The following is a 17,743-nucleotide window of genomic DNA, read 5'->3' as shown; positions in this document are numbered from 1 at the left end:
TCCGCCCGGCGCCGTCGTCGGGTTCCGTTCCAGTCTGCGACGGGACGATGCGCCGCGCAGGTCGGGCGGTCGGGTTGCGGTGGGCGACTGGCTGCCGCGGGGTGACGGTCCTGGGAGCGCACGGGTAGACTTCCTCGCAGCAGCGTCGACCCGGCCATCACCGGTGAGCTTGCGGAAGAACGGGCCTCGGCCCCAGTAGAACCGCACGGGCAGCCCGTCACAGCGACTACGAGCGGTCGTCCACCCACCCGGGTGAGCGGCAAGCGGGGTGGTACCGCGCATCGTCCCTCGGGGCGGGGCGTCCTCGCAGTCGAGACACTGGACCACCGCAGAGGACCGCATGACCGCCGCGCGCTATCCCCTTCACCGCACCCCCGACCGTGACACGCGCGCCGAGGTGCCGCCGTCGCCGCACCTCCCGTCCATCGAGACGGACGTGCTCGCGTACTGGGAGGCGGACAAGACGTTCCAGGCGTCGATCGACAACCGTCCCGCGCAGACCGAGGACGGCAACAACGAGTTCGTGTTCTACGACGGACCGCCGTTCGCCAACGGCCTGCCGCACTACGGCCACCTGCTCACCGGCTACGCCAAGGACGTGGTGCCGCGCTTCGAGACCATGCGCGGCAAGCGCGTCGAGCGTCGGTTCGGCTGGGACACGCACGGCCTGCCCGCGGAGCTCGAGGCGGAGCGCGTGCTCGGCATCACCGACAAGTCGCAGATCGAGGAGATGGGCATCGCGGCGTTCAACGACGCGTGCCAGCAGTCGGTGCTGAAGTACACCAAGGAGTGGGAGCAGTACGTCACCCGCCAGGCGCGCTGGGTGGACTTCGAGAACGACTACAAGACGCTCGACGTGACCTTCATGGAGTCCGTCATCTGGGCCTTCAAGTCGCTGTACGACAAGGGCCTCGCGTACGAGGGCTTCCGCGTGCTGCCGTACTGCTGGCGCGACGAGACCCCGCTGTCCAACCACGAGCTGCGCATGGACGACGACGTCTACGCGATGCGCCAGGACCCCGCCCTCACCGTGCTGTTCCCGCTGCTCGACGAGTTCGGCCGCCCGTCGGGCGAGAGCCTCATCGTGTGGACCACCACGCCGTGGACCCTGCCCAGCAACCTCGCCGCCGCGGTGGGCCCGGAGATCGAGTACGCCGTGGTCGAGCCGGGCTCGGAGTCCGCGTTCGCGGGCTCGCGCATCGTTCTCGCCAAGGCCCGCGTGGGCGCGTACGCCCGTGAGCTGGGCGCGCTCGCGCCCGAGGGTGAGGTCCCCGCTCCCGAGCACGCCCAGATCGTCGGCACCGTGCTGGGCCGCGACCTCACCGGCCGCCGCTACCGGGCGCCGTTCTCCACGTACGCGGACCGCGACAACGTCCACCAGGTCCTCACGGCCGACTACGTGTCGACCGAGGACGGCACCGGCATCGTCCACCTCGCGCCCGCCTTCGGTGAGGACGACATGATCGCCTGCCAGGAGGCCGGCATCGAGCCCGTCATCCCGATCGACTCCAAGGGCCGCTTCACGTCGGAGTTCCCGCAGTACGAGGGCCAGCAGGTCTTCGACGCGAACCCGCAGGTGATCGCGGACCTCAAGGAGGCGGGCATCGTCCTGCGTCACGAGACGTACGACCACAGCTACCCGCACTGCTGGCGCTGCCGCAACCCCTTGATCTACCGCGCCGTGGGCTCGTGGTTCATCGGCGTGACGCAGTTCCGCGACCGCATGGTCGAGCTCAACGAGGACATCACGTGGGTGCCCGAGCACATCAAGCACGGCCAGTTCGGCAAGTGGCTCGAGGGCGCCCGTGACTGGTCGATCTCGCGCAACCGGTACTTCGGCACGCCCATCCCGGTGTGGGTCTCTGACGACCCGGCCTTCCCGCGCACCGACGTGTACGGCTCGCTCGAGGAGCTCGAGCGGGACTTCGGCCGCGTCCCGCTGGACGACAAGGGAGAGCCGAACCTGCATCGTCCCTTCATCGACGACCTCACCCGGCCCCACCCGGATGACCCGTCCGGCAAGGCGACCATGCGCCGCATCCCCGACGTGTTCGACGTGTGGTTCGACTCGGGCTCGATGCCGTTCGCGCAGGTGCACTACCCGTTCGAGAACCGCGACTGGTTCGACGGGCACAACCCGGCCGACTTCATCGTCGAGTACATCGGGCAGACGCGCGGCTGGTTCTACGTCATGCACGTCCTCGCGACCGCGCTGTTCGACCGCCCGGCGTTCAAGACGTGCGTGTCGCACGGCATCGTGCTCGGCTCCGACGGCCGCAAGATGTCCAAGTCGCTGCGCAACTACCCGGACGTCAACGAGGTGTTCCACCGCGACGGCTCCGACGCGATGCGCTGGTTCCTCATGTCCTCGCCGATCCTGCGCGGCGGCAACCTCATCGTCACCGAGGAGGGCATCCGCGAGGGCGTCCGCCAGGTGCTGCTGCCGCTGTGGTCCACGTACTACTTCTTCACGCTCTACGCGGGTGCCGCCCGGTCGGGCGAGGGGGTCCTGGGCGTGGAGGTGGACGATGCACGGGTCGCCGCGCTGCCCGTGATGGACCGGTACGTGCTGGCCAAGACCGCGGACCTGGTGACCGAGGTCACCGCGCAGATGGAGGCGTTCGACGTGCCGGGCGCGTCGGAGTCGCTGCGCGTCTACATGGACCTGCTCACCAACTGGTACGTCCGCACGCAGCGCGACCGCTTCTGGGACGAGGACCAGGACGCGTTCGACACGCTGTACACGGTGCTCGTGACCCTGACGCGTCTCGCGGCGCCGCTGCTGCCGCTGATCTCCGAGGAGATCTACCGGGGCCTGACCGGAGAGCGGTCGGTTCACCTCACCGACTACCCGGTCGCGCCCGCCGCGTGGGCCGACGACTCGCTGGGCGAGGTGATGGACCAGGTGCGCGAGGTGGTGTCCTCGGCGCACGCGCTGCGCAAGGCACGTCAGATCCGCGTGCGGCAGCCCCTCACCGCGCTCGAGGTGGCGGTGTCCGCTCCGGAGGCGCTGGAGGACTACGCGGGCCTCATCGCGTCGGAGCTCAACGTCAAGGCCGTGTCGCTGGTCACCGTGTCCGCGTTCACCGACGCGAACCCCGTCGAGCGTCGCCTCACCGTCAACGCCCGCGCGGCCGGCCCGCGCATCGGCAAGGACGTCCAGGCGGCCATCAAGGGCTCGAAGACCGGCGACTGGTCGGACGCGTCGGGTCAGGTGGTGTCCGGAGGCATCGCTCTGGTCGAGGGCGAGTACGAGCTCGAGACCGTGATCGGGTCCGCGGACGTCACGGCGGCGGTGCTGCCGAGCGGCGGGTTCGTGCTGCTGCACACCGATATCACGCCCGAGCTCGAGGCCGAGGGCTTCGCGCGCGACCTCATCCGCGCCATCCAGGACGAGCGCAAGTCCGCGGGTCTCAACGTGTCCGACAGGATCGTGCTCACGCTGACGGTGCCGGCGGAGCGCGCGGAGGCCGTCGCGACCCACCAGGAGCTCATCGCGGGCGAGGTGCTCGCGGTGGAGGTTCACGTGTCCGAGGGCGACCAGTCCGTCCGGGTGGCCAAGGCCTGACCGTCCGCCAGTTCGCTCCGCACGGTTTCGCGCGCGACACCCCGGCGATCGCAGGCTCCGGCCTCGATCCGTCGGGGTGTCGGATTCGATACCGTGCTGAGCGAAGCGCGCCGAGGAGGAAACCATGACCGTGCTGATCTCCGCATCCGAGCTGGACGCGGCCCTCGCATCGTCCGCCCCACCTCGACTGCTCGACGTGCGCTGGTCGCTCGCGCAGCCGAACGGCCTCGCCGACCACGCCGCCGGGCACCTCCCTGGCGCCGTGTACGTGGACCTCGACACCGAGCTCGCGGACATCGGCGACCCGAGGCGCGGCCGCCACCCGCTGCCGCCGCGAGACGCGCTCGAGGCGGCCGCGCGCCGGTGGGGCCTCGAGGACGGCGACGCCGTGGTGGTCTACGACGCGGGCCACGGCTTCGGCGCCGCGCGCGCGTGGTGGCTGCTGCGGCATGCCGGAGTGGACGTGCGGATCCTCGACGGCGGGTTCGCGGCGTGGGTGCTCGCGGCCCTGCCGGTCGAGACCGGCGAGGTGGCGCCCGCGCCGGGCAGGGTGACGCTCGGCTGGGACGGGATGCCGGCGATCGAGGCGGACGATGCCGCGGCCTGGCCCGCGCGCGGCCTCCTTCTCGACGCGCGGGCGGGGGAGAGGTTCCGCGGCGAGGTCGAGCCGATGGACCCCGTCGCGGGGCACATTCCCGGCGCGATCAACGCACCTACCAGCGAGAACGTGGCGGCCTCGGGCCTGTTCCTGTCCGGCGCCGAACTCGAGGAGCGCTTCGCCGGGCTGGGTGTGGATCCCGCCACCGAGGTGGCCGTGTACTGCGGCTCCGGCGTGACCGCGGCGCATCAGATCGCCGCGCTCGAGATCGCGGGCGTGCGGGCCGCGCTGTACCCGGGCTCGTGGTCGGAGTGGGCGCACCAGGGCCGCGAGGTCGCGACCGGCGCCTGACCGTTGTCGGCTGGCGGGTGCTGATCCACACGAGGCACTCTGAAACCGCGCCGCGGCGTGCAGGTGTGCGTTCACATCGCGGGGTCCTGGTGGATCAGCGCCAGATGTGTGTGGAGAGGCGCTCGGGAGCGCTAAGGGGCCGCGAGGAGGTCCTCGTTCACCCCGTCGGTGAGCGCGCGGTCCACCACGAGCATGCGCCCGTCGATCTCGCGCACCGGCCGCAGCAGCTGCACGGAGTCGGTGAGCCACACCTGCTCCGCCGCGTCGAGCTCCGCCACGGTGACGTCCCGGTACTCGCAGGCGAACCCGCGCGCCTCGAGCGACGCGAACGCCGCGCGCTGCGCCGTGCCGTGGAGCAGCCCGCCCTCGGCGGCGGGGGTGACCACCGCATCGTCCACCCGGACCAGCACGCTCGCGCGCGGCGCCTCCAGCACGTAGCCGTCGGTGGAGGTGAGGATCGCATCCTCGTAGCCGCGCGCCTTGGCGTGGCGCTCGGCGGCCATGTTCACGGCGTAGGACAGCGTCTTCGCGCCCGCCAGCAGCCACGGCGCGGACTCGCCGACGCCGCGCGCGTACCCGCGCGACAGCGTCATCACGCTCACGCCCTCGGTGCGCTGGCGCGTCACGTCCGGGAAGACGTCCGCGTAGACGAAGCCGGTGGGACGGCCCGCGCCCGCGCCGTGCTCGGGTCCCCGCGTGTAGATCACCTTCGCGAGCGCGGTGGGCGGCGTCGACGGCTCGCCGGCGAGCATGGTCCGCACGGCCAGCGCGATCGCGTCTCGCAGCTCGCCCAGGTCGGGCGCGGGCAGGTCGAGCATGGCCGCGGACTGCGCGAGGCGCTCGAGGTGCGGCTCGAGGTCGTGCATGCGACCGTGGTGCACGCCCACGGTCTCGAAGACGCCGTCGCCGCGCTGGAGGCCCCCGTCCGTGGCCAGGACGATGGGCGTGGCGGGGTCGAGCAGGCGGGCCGCGGAACCGGGCTGGCCGGCGGCCGGTCCGCCGCACAGGACGAGAGCGGGCATGAGCACCTCCTCCGTCACCGTAGCGCGGGAACTGGGCCGGAGCCGGGGGAGATGGGCATCATGGGGTCATGACCGCGCGCTACACGCCCCCGACCATCGCCGACCTCGTGGGGCGCACCCCGGTGGTGCGCCTCCAGCGACTGCCCGCGCCCGGCTCCGGGCTGGTGCTCGCGAAGCTCGAGGGTGACAACCCGGCCGGCTCGGTGAAGGATCGCCCGGCGTTCTCCATGATCGACGCCGCGGAGCGCGACGGGCGCATCGCCCCCGGCTCGACGCTGGTCGAGGCCACCAGCGGCAACACCGGCATCGCGCTCGCCGCGGCGGCGGCCGTCAAGGGCTACCGGATGATCCTGGTCATGCCGGCGGGATCCTCGCGCGAGCGTGCGCTGTCGATGACGGCGTACGGCGCGGAGGTGGTCGAGACCGACCGCGAGGGCGGCATGGAGCACGCCCGCGACGTCGCCGAGCGGATCGCGCGCGACACCGGGGCCATCCGCCTGGACCAGTTCGCGAACCCCGCCAACCCCGTCGCGCACGAGCACGGCACCGCGCCCGAGATCTGGGAGCAGACCCACGGCACCGTGACGCACGTCGTGTCCTCGATGGGCACCACCGGCACCGTCACGGGACTGTCGCGCGGGCTCCACACGCTCGCGCCGCACGTCAAGGTGATCGGCGTGCAGCCCGCGCCCGGCGCCGCGATCCCCGGCATCCGTGCGTGGTCGCCCGAATACCTGCCCGCGGTGTTCGACCCCACGCACATCGCCGAGGTCCGCACCGTCACCCAGGAGGCCGCGGTCGAGACCACGCGTGCGCTCGCGCGCCGCGAGGGCCTGCTGGTGGGCATGAGCAGCGGGGGCGCCGCGGCCGTCGCGCTCGAGATCGCCGCCGAGGAGCCGACCGCGACCGTGGTGTTCATCGCGTGCGACCGCGGCGACCGCTACCTGTCGACCACTCTGTTCGAGAGCGCGGAGCAGGGCGTCGAGAGGGGCGAGCCGGTCAGCCGGTGACCGCGGCGCAGTCGCCCGCCCGCTTGAGCGTGCCGGAGGCCAGGGTCGCGTCCAGCGGCGACCAATGCGCGGCGCGGTCCGTGGCGGGCATCTCCACCCAGACGCAGAACGCGTCGGCCCCGCCCGGGACGAATCCGCCGAGCTCCACGCCGTTCGACGCGTCGATGGTCGCGTAGGGGGTGCCGTCCGTGAGCACCAGGTAGTCGCCCGCGATCTCCGCGACCTGGACCTGAGCCTCGGGGTCCTCGAGGAGGGCCGCGACGATGGTGACGCCCAGCTCGTCGAGGTCCACGCGCGCCCGACGCATCAGCGCCTTCGCGTCGTCGGCGTCGTCGGTGGCGGCCTGCGTGGACGGCGAGGCCACCGCGCCCGGGTCGGGCGCGGTCGGCTCGGCCATGCGTTCCCGCTGCGCGATGGCCGCGATGGTGACGAGCGCGATGCCCAGCAGCAGCGTGGACGCGATGATGCCGAGCACCGCCGCCATGCCGACGCGGTGACGCTGGACGGGCGCAGGCTCGGGCTCCGGCTCGACCGGCCGCGCGTGCGCGGTCCAGCCCGACCCGTCCCAGTAGCGCATCACCCCCGCATCCAACGGGTCGACGTACCAACCGGCGACCGGCTGGACGCGCGCAGGCTCCATCGACTCGGTCACGCAATCCCCCTCAGCATGTGCGGCAACCGTCGGGACAAGATACAGCGGGGGACGATGCCTGTCACGGGGATTTCTCACACGTCCCGAAAGTGCGTGTCGCCTGGTAGGTGCAGAAATGTGCGATTGGTGGGGAACGGGCGGGTCGCGGCCCGCGCCCGGGGCGGCGCGACGGCGGCGCGTCGCCGTCCGCGGAGAGCGCTCCCGCGGGGTGTGCGGCGTGTCGCCTCCGGGCGTGTCGCGCGCCTCCCGGTGCGGGGCCCGCTCAGATAGCGAAGTGCCTGGTAAATGTGCGTTTCGAGCGCTTCCGAACCGAGTCGGGACCCGGGTGTCACGAGCACCCCGAAACGTGCCGCACAATTGACCCTCGTGACAACGGATGTCTTCCCCGAATTGAGCCTCTCCGAGGCCGAGCGCGAGATCGACGCGCACATCTTCGCCCGCACCCCTGAGGCCGACCATGAGGCCAAGCTCCTGCGCGTCACGCAGGCGCTGTCGCTGCTGGGCGACCCCCACCGCTCGCTCGACATCATCCATGTGACGGGCACCAACGGGAAGACCTCGACCAGCCGCATGATCGAGTCGCTGCTGCGCGCCCACGGCCTCAGCACCGGGCTGTTCACCTCGCCGCACCTCACCACGCTGCGCGAGCGCATCATGATCGACGGCGCGCCGCTCGCCCAGGACGCGCTGGTGCGCCTGTGGCAGCAGGTGTCGCCCGCGATCCACGCGGTCGACCAGGCGTCGATCCAGCGCGGCGGTCCCCGCATGAGCTTCTTCGAGGTCCTCACCGTCCTCGGATTCGTCGCGTACGCCGACGCCGGCGTCGACGCCCTCGTCCTCGAGGTCGGAATCGGCGGCCTGCGCGACGCGACGAACGTCGCCGACGGTCGCGTCGCCGTCCTCACCCCCATGGCCCGCGACCACGACAAGTACTTCGTGGGCGGCCTGCCCGGCGTCGCGCACGAGAAGTCCGGCATCATCAAGCCGGGCGCCACCGTGGTGAGCGCGCTCCAGAAGGACGAGGCGGCGCAGATCATCGTCGCCGCGGCCGCGCAGCGCCAGGCCTCCGTGTTCTGGGAGGGCGCGCACATGTCCGTCGCGACCCGACGCGTGGTCCCCGGCGGCCAGGTGGTCACCCTGCGCACCGCGGCCCGCAACTACGTCGACGTGTTCGTGCCGCTGCACGGCGAGTTCCAGGCGCAGAACGCCCTCATCGCGCTCGCCGCGTGCGAGGCGTTCATGGGCTCCGGCGTGCCCCGCGCGCTCAGCCTGCCCGCCGTCGCCCGCGGCTTCGCCGGCGCGACCTCGCCCGGCCGCATGGAGGTGGTCTCCGCGGAGCCCACCGTCATCGTCGACGCCGCGCACAACCCGCACGGCATCGCCGCGCTCGCCGACACGCTCCGGGAGACGTTCGCGTTCGACCGCCTCATCGGCGTGGTCGCGGTGCTCGCCGACAAGGACGCGGAGGGCATCCTGACCGGCCTCGCGCCGCTCATCGACGAGGTGGTCATCACCCAGACCCGGTCGCACCGTGCCGCCGACGCGGAGGTGCTCGCCGAGCGCGCCCGCCTCATCTTCGGCTCCGACCGCGTCCGCGTCGCCGCCTCCGTCCCTGACGCGGTCCAGATGGCGACCGCCCTCGCGACCGAGGCCCAGGGCGAGGCCGGCGTGCTGGTCGCCGGCTCCATCACCCTCGTCGCGGAGGCGCGCCGCCACCTCCAGGCCACCCACATGCCCGTCACCGTCGACGCCCGCACCGTCGTCGCCGCCGCCGAGGAGGCCCCTCGCCCCGCCGAGGACGCGGGGGACCAGGGCGCCGTCCCGGCCTGACCGGTCCGGTGGGACGATGCGGCGGTCGCCGCCGCATCGTCCCTCGCCGCCGTCGTGACAGACTTGACGCATGACCGACCTTGACCTCGGTGGCATGAGCCTCGAGGAGGCCGAGCGCGAGATCTACGCGCACATCGTCTCCCGCAACCCCGAGCACGACTTCGAGCCCACGATCGACCGCGTCCGCGACGCGTGCGACCTGCTGGGCAGCCCCCAGCACGCCTACCGCGTGGTGCACCTCACCGGCACCAACGGCAAGACGTCGACCGCGCGCATGACCGAGTCGCTGGTGCGCGAGCTGGGCCTGCGCACCGGCTTGTTCACGTCGCCGCACCTCACCAGCGTGCGCGAGCGCATCCAGATCGACGGCGAGCCCATCGGCCCCGAGGACTTCGTGCGACTCTGGCTCGACGTCGCACCCATCATCCACATGGTCGACGCGCGCTCGCTCGAGGCGGGCGGACCCCGCATGAGCTTCTTCGAGGTGCTCACCGTGCTCGCGCTCGCCGCGTTCGCGGACGCGCCGGTGGACGTCGCGATCGTCGAGGTGGGCATGGGCGGCGTGTGGGACGCCACCAACGTGGTCGACGGCGAGGTGTCCGTCATCACGCCGATCGGCCTGGACCACCAGCAGTGGCTCGGCGACTCCGTGGTCGACATCGCGGCGGAGAAGTCCGGGATCATCAAGGACGGCGCCGCGACCGTGATCGCGCTCCAGTCCGACGCCGTGGTGCCGGTGCTCGAGGGCGCGCTCGCCGAGCGGGGCGCGCGCGGCTACTGGGAGGCCGAGGAGGGCGAGGAGGGCGCGCAGCTCGAGGTGCTCGACCGCCAGCCCGGCGTGGGCGGCCAGCTGGTCACCCTGCGCACGCCCGCCGCGACGTACGCCGAGATCTTCGTGCCCCTGTACGGCGCGCACCAGGCCCACAACGCGCTGCTCGCGCTCACCGCGGTCGAGCTGCTGCTCGCGTCCGGCGGCGAGCCCGTCGCCCTCACCGCGGAGGCGGTGGAGGCCGGCTTCGCGCAGGTGAGCTCTCCCGGCCGCCTCGAGGCGGTGCGCACCTCGCCGCTCATCCTGGTCGACGCGGCGCACAACCCGCATGGCATCGACGCGATGGTCGACGCGCTCGAGGAGTCGTTCGCGTTCGAGACGCTCGTCGGCGTGGTGGGCATCCTCAGCGACAAGGACGCCGAGGGCATCCTCGCGGCGCTCGAGCCCGCGCTCGCCCACGTGGTGGTGACCGCCTCGCCGTCGCCGCGCGCGATCCCGGTCGAGGAGCTCGAGAGGCTCGCGATCGAGGTGTTCGGCGAGGACCGCGTCACCGCCACCGACTCGGTGCCGGACGCGATCGACGCCGCCGTCCAGCGCGCCGAGCGCGACAACGACCTGGGCGCGGGCGTCCTCGTGGTGGGTTCCATCACGCTGGTCGCCGAGACCCGCATCCTCACCGGCGCGGACCGCCGCAAGGGCCAGGGGCGCGCCCGATGAGCGCGCGTCCGCAGCGCTCCGCCGCGCTGATCTTCTGCCAGGCCGTGCTCGCGCTCCAGGCGCTCGCCGGGATCTTCGCGGTGCTGGTGCTGTGGGGTCTGGACCGGGCCGGCGAGGTGTCGCTGTCCGGGTGGCTGCTGTGGGGAGGCGGGCTCGGGCTCGTGGTCCTGTTCGGCTACGCGGCCGGGCAGCAGGCCAAGCCGTGGGGCCGCTGGCTGGGCTGGGCGCTCCAGGTGCCCATGCTGGTCGCCGGGTTCATCGAGCCCACCATCGCGATCATCGGTGCGTGCTTCCTGCTCACGTGGATCGTGGGCGTGCGGCTCGGCACGCGCATCGACCGCGAGCGGGCGGAGCGGGACGCCGCTGCGGAGGCGGCGGCCGCCACGGGCGAGGCCGCCGCCGGCGGCGAGACCGCGTGAAGGCCTTCCTCTGGCGCATGGGCGGCGCCGCGGCGCTCGGCATGCTCGGGCTCACGCTCGTGTTCTGGCAGCTCGAGCACGCGTCGCTGTACGCGTTCGCCGGCCTCGGACGGCCGTCGCCCGCGGTCTACGCGCTGCTGTTCGCCGGGCTGCTGCTCGTGAACGTGGCCGTGTTCTACGCCCTCAACCGGTGGGGCAGGTTCCTCCATGAGCACCCCGAGACGCGCCAGCTGCCGCCGTGGTTCCTCGTGTCGCTCATCGTGGTCGCGGGCGCGGTCCTGGTGACCGGCATCGCCGTGCACGCCGGCTACCTGCGCTCGCTCGACCCGCTGCCCATGACCATCAGCCAGGGCTTCGTCGCGTTCGAGGTGTCCTTCGCGGGCCTCGTGCTGGTGCCGCTGGTGCTGCTCGCGGTGCGCTGGTCCGCCGGCTACCGCAACCGCTGAGCGGCCCCCGGCCGCGGCATCGTCCCTGCTAGACGACCACCACGGAGGTGACGTCGTAGCCCTCGAGCGCCTCGCGACCGGGCAGCTCGCCGATCTCGATGAGGAAGCTGAAGCGCACCGACGCCGCGCCGCCGCGCTCGAGCATCTCCGCGACCGCGCGCGCGGTGCCGCCGGTGGCGAGGACGTCGTCGATCACCAGGACGTGCCTGCCCTCGACCGACCCGGCGCTGACCGCGAGGTCGCGCGCGCCGTACTCGATCTCCGCGGAGGACTCGAGCAGGTCGACGCCGGGCATCTTGCCCTTCTTGCGCACCATCGTCATGCCCACGTCGAGGGTCTGCGCCACCACGGGCGCGAAGATGAAGCCGCGCGCGTCCACGCCCGCGACCACGTCGACCGTCGCACCGGTCGGGGGCATGAGCTGGATGCAGGCCTCGCGGAAGCGCTCGGGGCTCGCGAGGATCGGCGCGATGTCGTAGAAGAGGATCCCCTCGATGGGGAAGTCGGGATACGTGTCGAAGTCGTCGATCGTGATCACGGCACCATCCTGGCACGGCCGGCGCGGGGTGCCCGCGCCCGCGGCCCGCTAGGCTCCCCACCATGAGTGAACGCACCCTCATCCTGGTCAAGCCCGACGGCGTGAAGCGCGGCCTCGCGGGCGAGGTCCTGCGCCGCGTCGAGGCCAAGGGCTACACGCTCGCCGGCGTCGAGCTGCGCAAGGCCACCCCCGAACTGCTCGCCGACCACTACGCCGAGCACGTCGGCAAGCCGTTCTACGACCCCCTGGTGGAGTTCATGCTGTCGGGTCCCGTCCTCGCGGTGGTCGCCCAGGGCGAGCGCGTCATCGAGGGCTTCCGCACGCTCGCGGGCCCCACCGACCCCACCACCGCGGCGCCCGGTTCGATCCGCGGCGACCTCGCTCGCCAGTGGGACCTGCCGGTGATCCACAACATCGTGCACGGCTCGGACTCCCCGGAGTCCGCCGAGCGCGAGATCGGGATCTGGTTCCCCGGTCTGTAGCCCCGGGTCGGGTGTCCGGGGACGATGCGCGGGCCGGGCTCGCGCCTCCGTCGGGCGGGCGAGGGGTTCCCCTACACTGCCAGCCATGCATCTCAAGACGCTGACGCTGCGAGGCTTCAAGTCCTTCGCGTCGGCGACCACCCTCGAGTTCGAGCCCGGCGTCACCTGCGTGGTCGGGCCGAACGGCTCGGGCAAGTCCAACGTGGTGGACGCGCTCGCGTGGGTCATGGGCGAGCAGGGTGCCAAGACGCTGCGCGGCGGGCAGATGGCGGACGTCATCTTCGCCGGCACGTCCGGGCGCGCGCCGCTGGGCCGTGCCGAGGTGTCGCTCACCATCGACAACACCGACGGCGCGCTGCCGATCGACTACACCGAGGTGACGATCAGCCGCACGCTGTTCCGCAGCGGAGGATCCGAGTACGCGATCAACGGCTCCGCGTGCCGCCTGCTCGACATCCAGGACCTGCTGTCCGACTCGGGCCTGGGTCGCGAGATGCACGTGATCGTGGGCCAGGGCCAGCTCGACGCGGTGCTCCGCGCGACGCCCGAGGATCGCCGTCACTTCATCGAGGAGGCCGCCGGCATCCTCAAGCACCGCCGCCGCAAGGACAAGGCGCTGCGCAAGCTCGACTCGATGCAGGCGAACCTCACGCGCGTGCAGGACCTCACCGCGGAGATCCGCCGCCAGCTGGGCCCGCTGGGCAAGCAGGCCGAGGTCGCGCGCCAGGCGCAGCGTATCCAGGTGGACGTGCGCGACGCCCGCTCGCGCCTGCTCGCGGACGACATCGCGACGCTCACCGAGTCGATGTCCCAGGACAAGGCGGACGAATCCGCGCTGCTCGAGCGCCGCGACGCCGTCGACAAGGCCCTCGCGGAGGCGCGCGCGCTGCTCGCCGACCTCGAGCGCGCGTCCGCGGAGGCGGCGCCCGCGCTCACCAAGGCGAACGACACGTACTACCGGCTGAGCGCGATCCGCGAGCGGCTGCGCAACCTGTCCACGCTCGCCGAGGAGCGGGTGCGGATGCTCGGCACCGCGCACAGCGACACCCCGCCCACCGACCTGGTGGACCTCGACGAGCAGGTCGAGCGCGCGCAGGCCGCCCGCCAGGAGCTCGAGGCCGAGGTCGCCGCGGCCGCCGAGGAGCTCGAGGCCGCGATCGAGGCACGCAAGGACGCCGAGGAGGCGGCCTTCCAGTCCGACCGCCACCACGCCAACCTGCTGCGCTCCGTCGCCGACCGCCGCGAGGGCGTGGCGCGCCTCGCCGGCCAGGTGGCCGCGAAGCGGTCGCGCGTCGAGTCCGCGGAGGCCGAGATCGGCCGCCTGCAGGAGCAGCTCGCCGCCGCGGAGAAGCGCGCGCACGAGGCGAACGTCGAGTTCCAGCACGTCGAGACCTCGGTCGCCACGGTGGACCCGGGCGAGGAGGACCTCGACGTCCAGCACGAATCCGCGACCGCGGCGTGGGAGGCGGCCAAGGCCGCCGTGTCCGAGCTCAAGGACGCGCTGCACGCCGCGATGAGGGAGCGCGACACGTGGGCCGCGCGCGGCGAGGCCCTCGAGCTGTCGCTGGTGCGCAAGGACGGCGCCGGCGCGCTGCTCGCGAGCGGGTCGCGCGCCGTCACCGGCTCGGTCGCGTCGCTGATCGAGATCGAGGCCGGCGCGGAGGACGCGATCGCCGCCGCGCTCGGGGGTCTCGCCGACGCCCTGGCCGTCGGCACAGTCGAGGACGCCGTGGACGCGATCCGCTGGCTGCGCGACGAGGACGCGGGCCGCTCGTGGTTCATGGTCGCGGACGCGGGCGCGTCCCCCGAGAACCCCGAGGTCGCGCTCCCCGAGGGTGCCGCGTGGGCCTCGAGCCTGGTGTCCGGCCCCGCCGGGCTCGTCGACACCGTCCGCGCGTTCGTGTCGGGTGTCGCCGTGGTCGAGGACCTCGCCGCCGCACGTTCCCTGGTCGCCGCCCACCGCGACGTGGTCGCCGTCACCCGGCGGGGCGACCTGCTGGGCAGCCGCAACGCCTCCGGCGGCGCGGGCGACGCCCCGAGCGTGCTGCACGTGCAGGCCGCGTTCGACGACGCCCGCGAGAAGCGCGACGCCGCCGCGACCCGCGTCGAGGACACCGAGCGGCGCCTGCGCGCCGCGGAGGAGGCCGAGTCGGAGACGCGCGGCCACCACGAGCGCACCCTCGCGCGCCTGACGGAGGCGGACGCCCGCATGGCCGCCGCCGCGGAGAAGCTCGGACGCCTGGGCGCGCAGGCCCGCGGCGCCAAGGCCGAGGCGGAACGCTTCACGGAGCAGCTCGACCAGGCGCACGGCCGCATGAAGACGGACGAGGACGAGCTCGCAAGCCTCACCGACCGCCTCGCCGCGGCGCAGGCCGAGCCCGAGCAGTTCGAGGCCGACACCCGCGCGGCCCAGGAACGGCGCGACGAGGACGAGGCGAGCGCCCGCGCCGCCCGCGCCAAGGAGACGGAGGCGCGGCTCGCGCTGCGCACCTCCGAGGAGCGCGCCCGCGCCCTGGCCGCCCGCGCCGAGAGCCTCGAGCGCGCCGCCGTCGCCGAGCGCGAGGCCCGCGTCCGTGCCGAGGCCGCCGCCGCGCGCCGCGAGCGTCAGGCCCAGGCCGCGCGCGAGGTCATCGCGGGCAGCCGCGACGCGATCGCCCTCATCGACGTGTCGGTCCAGCAGGCGGACGATGCACGGGCCGCCGTGGAGGCCGAGCGCGCCGAGCGCACGGGCCGGCTCGCGGAGGTGCGCCGCAGCGTCGACGAGCTGTCGACCGAGCACGCCCGCCTCACCGACGACGCGCACCGCGACGAGGTCGCCCGCGCCGAGCAGAACGTGCGTCTCGAGCAGCTGCGCCAGCGCGCGGTCGACGACCTGGGCATGGATCCCGACCGGCTGGTCGAGGAGTACGGGCCCCACCTGGGCGTGCCCGTGGTGGGCGATGCGGCGCCGGAGCCCGCGGACGCCGGCGAGGGCGGAGTTGCCGAGGCGCCCGAGCCCGCCACGGTGCCCTACGTCCGCGAGCAGCAGGAGGCACGCCTGCGCAAGGCGGAGCGCGCGATGAACCAGCTGGGACGCGTCAACCCGCTCGCGCTCGAGGAGTTCGCGGCGCTGGAGGAGCGCCACAAGTTCCTCACCGACCAGCTCGCGGACATCAAGCGTTCGCGCGAGGACCTCCTCACCATCGTCAAGGAGATCGACGAGCGGGTCGAGGTGATCTTCGCCGAGGCGTTCGCGGACACCGCGGCGCAGTTCGATCGCGTGTTCCCGCGGCTGTTCCCCGGGGGAGAGGGCCGCCTGGTCCTCACCGACCCGGAGCACATGCTCACCACCGGAATCGAGGTCGAGGCGCGGCCCGCGGGCAAGAAGGTCAAGCGCCTCTCGCTGCTGTCCGGCGGCGAGCGCTCCCTCACCGCGGTCGCGCTGCTGGTGTCGATCTTCAAGGCGCGCCCCAGCCCGTTCTACGTGATGGACGAGGTCGAGGCCGCCCTCGACGACGTCAACCTGGGCCGCCTGCTCGAGATCTTCCGCGAGCTCCAGGAGGACTCGCAGCTGATCGTGATCACGCACCAGAAGCGCACCATGGAGATCGCCGACGCCCTCTACGGCGTCACCATGCGCGGCGACGGCGTCACCACCGTGATCAGCCAGCGCCTGCGCGACGACGACGCCGCCTGAGGCGCCTGGCAGACCGCCGATCCCCGGCGGCACGGGAACATCCCGCGGCGCCGCACGTTCTCCCTGCGGGGCGTTTGCCCCCAGATGTCGGGGCTTGCCCGGTTCGTGATGCCGGGTGAGGATGCGCGAGGCCGTCGAGGCCTCGGCGTGGGGAGCGGTGGATGTTCAGCTACATGATGCAGACCCTGGTGGTCGGCGGCGTGATCGCCGCGATCGTCTTCGTCGCGGCCTTCGCGAGCGAGGGTCGCGGGCGCCGCCTGGTGCGGCTGGCGCTCGGCGTCGAGGAGCGCCGCCCCGTCCGCGAGCACCTGTTCGACGAGATCGACCGCCCCGACGCGACCCTCGACGTCGTGGGGGAGCTCGGTCGCGAGACCGCGTCGCTGCCGACCGTGGGCCCCAAGGTGGCCCCGGTCCCCGTCCGCCACCGCGCGTGACCCCGCGCGCCGCGAGGCGCGCCCCGACCTGACAGACTGTGCCCGTGGACGTTGCATGGATCCCAGGTGACAGTGACCTCCTCGTGGCGATCGTCGCGGGGCTCGTGGTGCTCGGCGGTGTGGGCGCCGCCGTGCTGGGCAAGGCGCGGCAGGCGCCCCCGCGGGAGGCGCCCCCGCGACGGGACGATGCCCCGGTCGCGCCCCCCGCACCCGTCGAGGAGGCCGCGGCGCAGGCGGTGACGGAGGCGCCCGAGGCGCCGGCCACGGTCGAGGAGGCCGCGCCGTCCGTCGAGACGCCCGAGGCGGTCGACCACCGGTTCGGACGGCTGCGCCGCCGCGTGGGCACCGGCTTCGGGCAGTCGCTTCTCGCGATCTTCCGTCGCGGCGCGCTGTCCGTGGACGACTGGGACGAGCTCGAGGAGACCCTCCTCATGGCGGACGTGGGCGCGGGTGCCACGGACGCGCTGCTCGAGGACCTCAAGGCGCGCGTCAAGGCCGACCCGGACGCCGAGCCGCGCGCGCTCCTGCGCGCGGCGCTGCTCGACGTGGTCGACCCGTCGCTCGACCGGTCCCTCGCGCTGGGAGCGGCGGGAGACGGCGAGCTGCACTCCGCGATCGTGGTCGGCGTCAACGGGGTGGGCAAGACCACCACGGTCGGCAAGCTCGCGCGCGTGCTCGTCGCCGAGGACCGCACCGTGGTGCTCGGCGCCGCGGACACGTTCCGCGCCGCGGCCGCCGACCAGCTCGAGACCTGGGGGTCCCGCGTGGGCGTGCCGGTGGTGCGCAGCCACGTGGACGGCGCGGACCCCGCCTCCGTCGCGTTCGAGGCCGCCGACCGCGCGCGGACCGAGGCCGCCGAGGTGCTGCTCGTGGACACGGCCGGCCGCCTGCAGAACAAGCAGGGCCTGATGGACGAGCTCGGCAAGATCGTCCGCGTCGTCTCCAAGGTCAGCGCGCCCAAGGAGGTGCTGCTGGTGCTCGACGCCACCACCGGCCAGAACGGACTCACGCAGGCGCGCGTGTTCGGACAGGTCGCGCCCCTCACGGGCATCGTGCTCACCAAGCTCGACGGCACCGCCAAGGGCGGCATCGTGCTCGCGGTCCAGCGCGAGCTGGGCGTGCCCGTGAAGTTCGTGGGGCTCGGCGAGGGCGCTGACGACCTCGCGCCGTTCGACCCGGAGGGCTTCGTCGACTCGCTGCTGGGCGACTGACGGGAACCTGCTCGGCACGC

The 17,743-nt window shown here is 73.2% G+C and carries 14 protein-coding genes; 11 read left to right on the top strand and 3 right to left on the bottom strand.

Annotation, left to right across the window (positions count from 1 at the left end; all coding sequences use genetic code 11):
- Positions 1-340 precede the first annotated feature (340 nt).
- Together ileS and AOM01_RS00300 are read left to right on the top strand one after the other, a co-directional pair.
- Complete coding sequence (gene ileS, locus AOM01_RS00305; RefSeq protein ID WP_062287334.1) at positions 341-3,568, top strand: isoleucine--tRNA ligase; 3,228 nt, start codon at positions 341-343, stop codon at positions 3,566-3,568.
- 124 nt (positions 3,569-3,692) lie between these two features.
- Positions 3,693-4,517: a sulfurtransferase gene (locus tag AOM01_RS00300; RefSeq protein ID WP_062287331.1), complete on the top strand. Its 825-nt coding sequence runs from the start codon at positions 3,693-3,695 to the stop codon at positions 4,515-4,517.
- A 131-nt stretch (positions 4,518-4,648) separates the two neighbouring features.
- Here the strand turns inward: AOM01_RS00300 and AOM01_RS00295 are convergent, their stop codons facing one another.
- On the bottom strand, positions 4,649-5,539 hold the full coding sequence (locus AOM01_RS00295) for an aminotransferase class IV (protein ID WP_062287328.1): 891 nt from the start codon (positions 5,537-5,539) through the stop codon (positions 4,649-4,651).
- Between the two features lie 68 nt (positions 5,540-5,607).
- Between AOM01_RS00295 and cysM the strand changes: the two genes are divergently transcribed.
- Positions 5,608-6,549 (top strand): cysteine synthase CysM, encoded by a 942-nt coding sequence (cysM, locus tag AOM01_RS00290; RefSeq protein ID WP_062287325.1) that lies wholly within the window; start codon positions 5,608-5,610, stop codon positions 6,547-6,549.
- Here the strand turns inward: cysM and AOM01_RS14535 are convergent.
- Entirely contained in the window at positions 6,539-7,201 is a 663-nt protein-coding gene (locus AOM01_RS14535; protein ID WP_062287323.1) for a DUF2510 domain-containing protein, read from the bottom strand. The two genes, cysM and AOM01_RS14535, sit on opposite strands and share 11 nt — an antisense overlap.
- Positions 7,202-7,567: 366 nt before the next feature.
- Here AOM01_RS14535 and AOM01_RS00280 point away from each other — a divergent pair, with 366 nt between their 5' ends.
- The 4 genes from AOM01_RS00280 (at position 7,568) to AOM01_RS00265 (ending at position 11,382) form a co-directional block, all read left to right on the top strand.
- Positions 7,568-9,031 carry a bifunctional folylpolyglutamate synthase/dihydrofolate synthase gene (locus tag AOM01_RS00280; protein ID WP_228374164.1) on the top strand — a complete coding sequence of 488 codons (1,464 nt, stop codon included), beginning with the start codon at positions 7,568-7,570 and terminating at the stop codon, positions 9,029-9,031.
- Positions 9,032-9,101: 70 nt separating this feature from the next.
- A complete protein-coding gene (locus AOM01_RS00275) occupies positions 9,102-10,517 on the top strand; it encodes a bifunctional folylpolyglutamate synthase/dihydrofolate synthase (RefSeq protein ID WP_062287320.1) in 1,416 nt (471 codons plus the stop codon).
- Positions 10,514-10,936 carry a DUF4233 domain-containing protein gene (locus tag AOM01_RS00270; RefSeq protein ID WP_062287316.1) on the top strand — a complete coding sequence of 141 codons (423 nt, stop codon included), beginning with the start codon at positions 10,514-10,516 and terminating at the stop codon, positions 10,934-10,936. The genes AOM01_RS00275 and AOM01_RS00270 overlap by 4 nt, the downstream gene beginning before the upstream one ends.
- The gene (locus AOM01_RS00265; protein WP_062287313.1) at positions 10,933-11,382 is read left to right on the top strand and encodes a hypothetical protein; all 450 of its coding nucleotides are present in this window, start codon (positions 10,933-10,935) and stop codon (positions 11,380-11,382) included. Before AOM01_RS00270 ends, AOM01_RS00265 begins: the two co-directional genes overlap by 4 nt.
- Before the next feature lie 28 nt (positions 11,383-11,410).
- Here the strand turns inward: AOM01_RS00265 and AOM01_RS00260 are convergent, their stop codons facing one another.
- On the bottom strand, positions 11,411-11,920 hold the full coding sequence (locus AOM01_RS00260; protein WP_062287310.1) for an adenine phosphoribosyltransferase: 510 nt from the start codon (positions 11,918-11,920) through the stop codon (positions 11,411-11,413).
- Positions 11,921-11,982: 62 nt separating this feature from the next.
- Here AOM01_RS00260 and ndk point away from each other — a divergent pair, with 62 nt between their 5' ends.
- The 4 genes from ndk (at position 11,983) to ftsY (ending at position 17,723) form a co-directional block, all read left to right on the top strand.
- A complete protein-coding gene (ndk, locus tag AOM01_RS00255) occupies positions 11,983-12,402 on the top strand; it encodes a nucleoside-diphosphate kinase (RefSeq protein ID WP_062287307.1) in 420 nt (139 codons plus the stop codon).
- A gap of 85 nt (positions 12,403-12,487) precedes the next feature.
- On the top strand, positions 12,488-16,078 hold the full coding sequence (smc, locus tag AOM01_RS00250; protein ID WP_062287304.1) for a chromosome segregation protein SMC: 3,591 nt from the start codon (positions 12,488-12,490) through the stop codon (positions 16,076-16,078).
- A gap of 161 nt (positions 16,079-16,239) precedes the next feature.
- Positions 16,240-16,512 carry a hypothetical protein gene (locus AOM01_RS00245; RefSeq protein ID WP_062287302.1) on the top strand — a complete coding sequence of 91 codons (273 nt, stop codon included), beginning with the start codon at positions 16,240-16,242 and terminating at the stop codon, positions 16,510-16,512.
- Between the two features lie 44 nt (positions 16,513-16,556).
- Positions 16,557-17,723, top strand: a complete 1,167-nt coding sequence (ftsY, locus tag AOM01_RS00240) for a signal recognition particle-docking protein FtsY (protein ID WP_228374163.1) — start codon at positions 16,557-16,559, stop codon at positions 17,721-17,723.
- Positions 17,724-17,743 lie beyond the last annotated feature (20 nt).

The sequence above is a fragment of the Demequina phytophila genome (assembly GCF_000971135.1).
GTDB classification, from domain to species: Bacteria; Actinomycetota; Actinomycetes; order Actinomycetales; family Demequinaceae; genus Demequina; species Demequina phytophila.
This window is presented reverse-complemented; position numbering and strand designations above follow the sequence as displayed.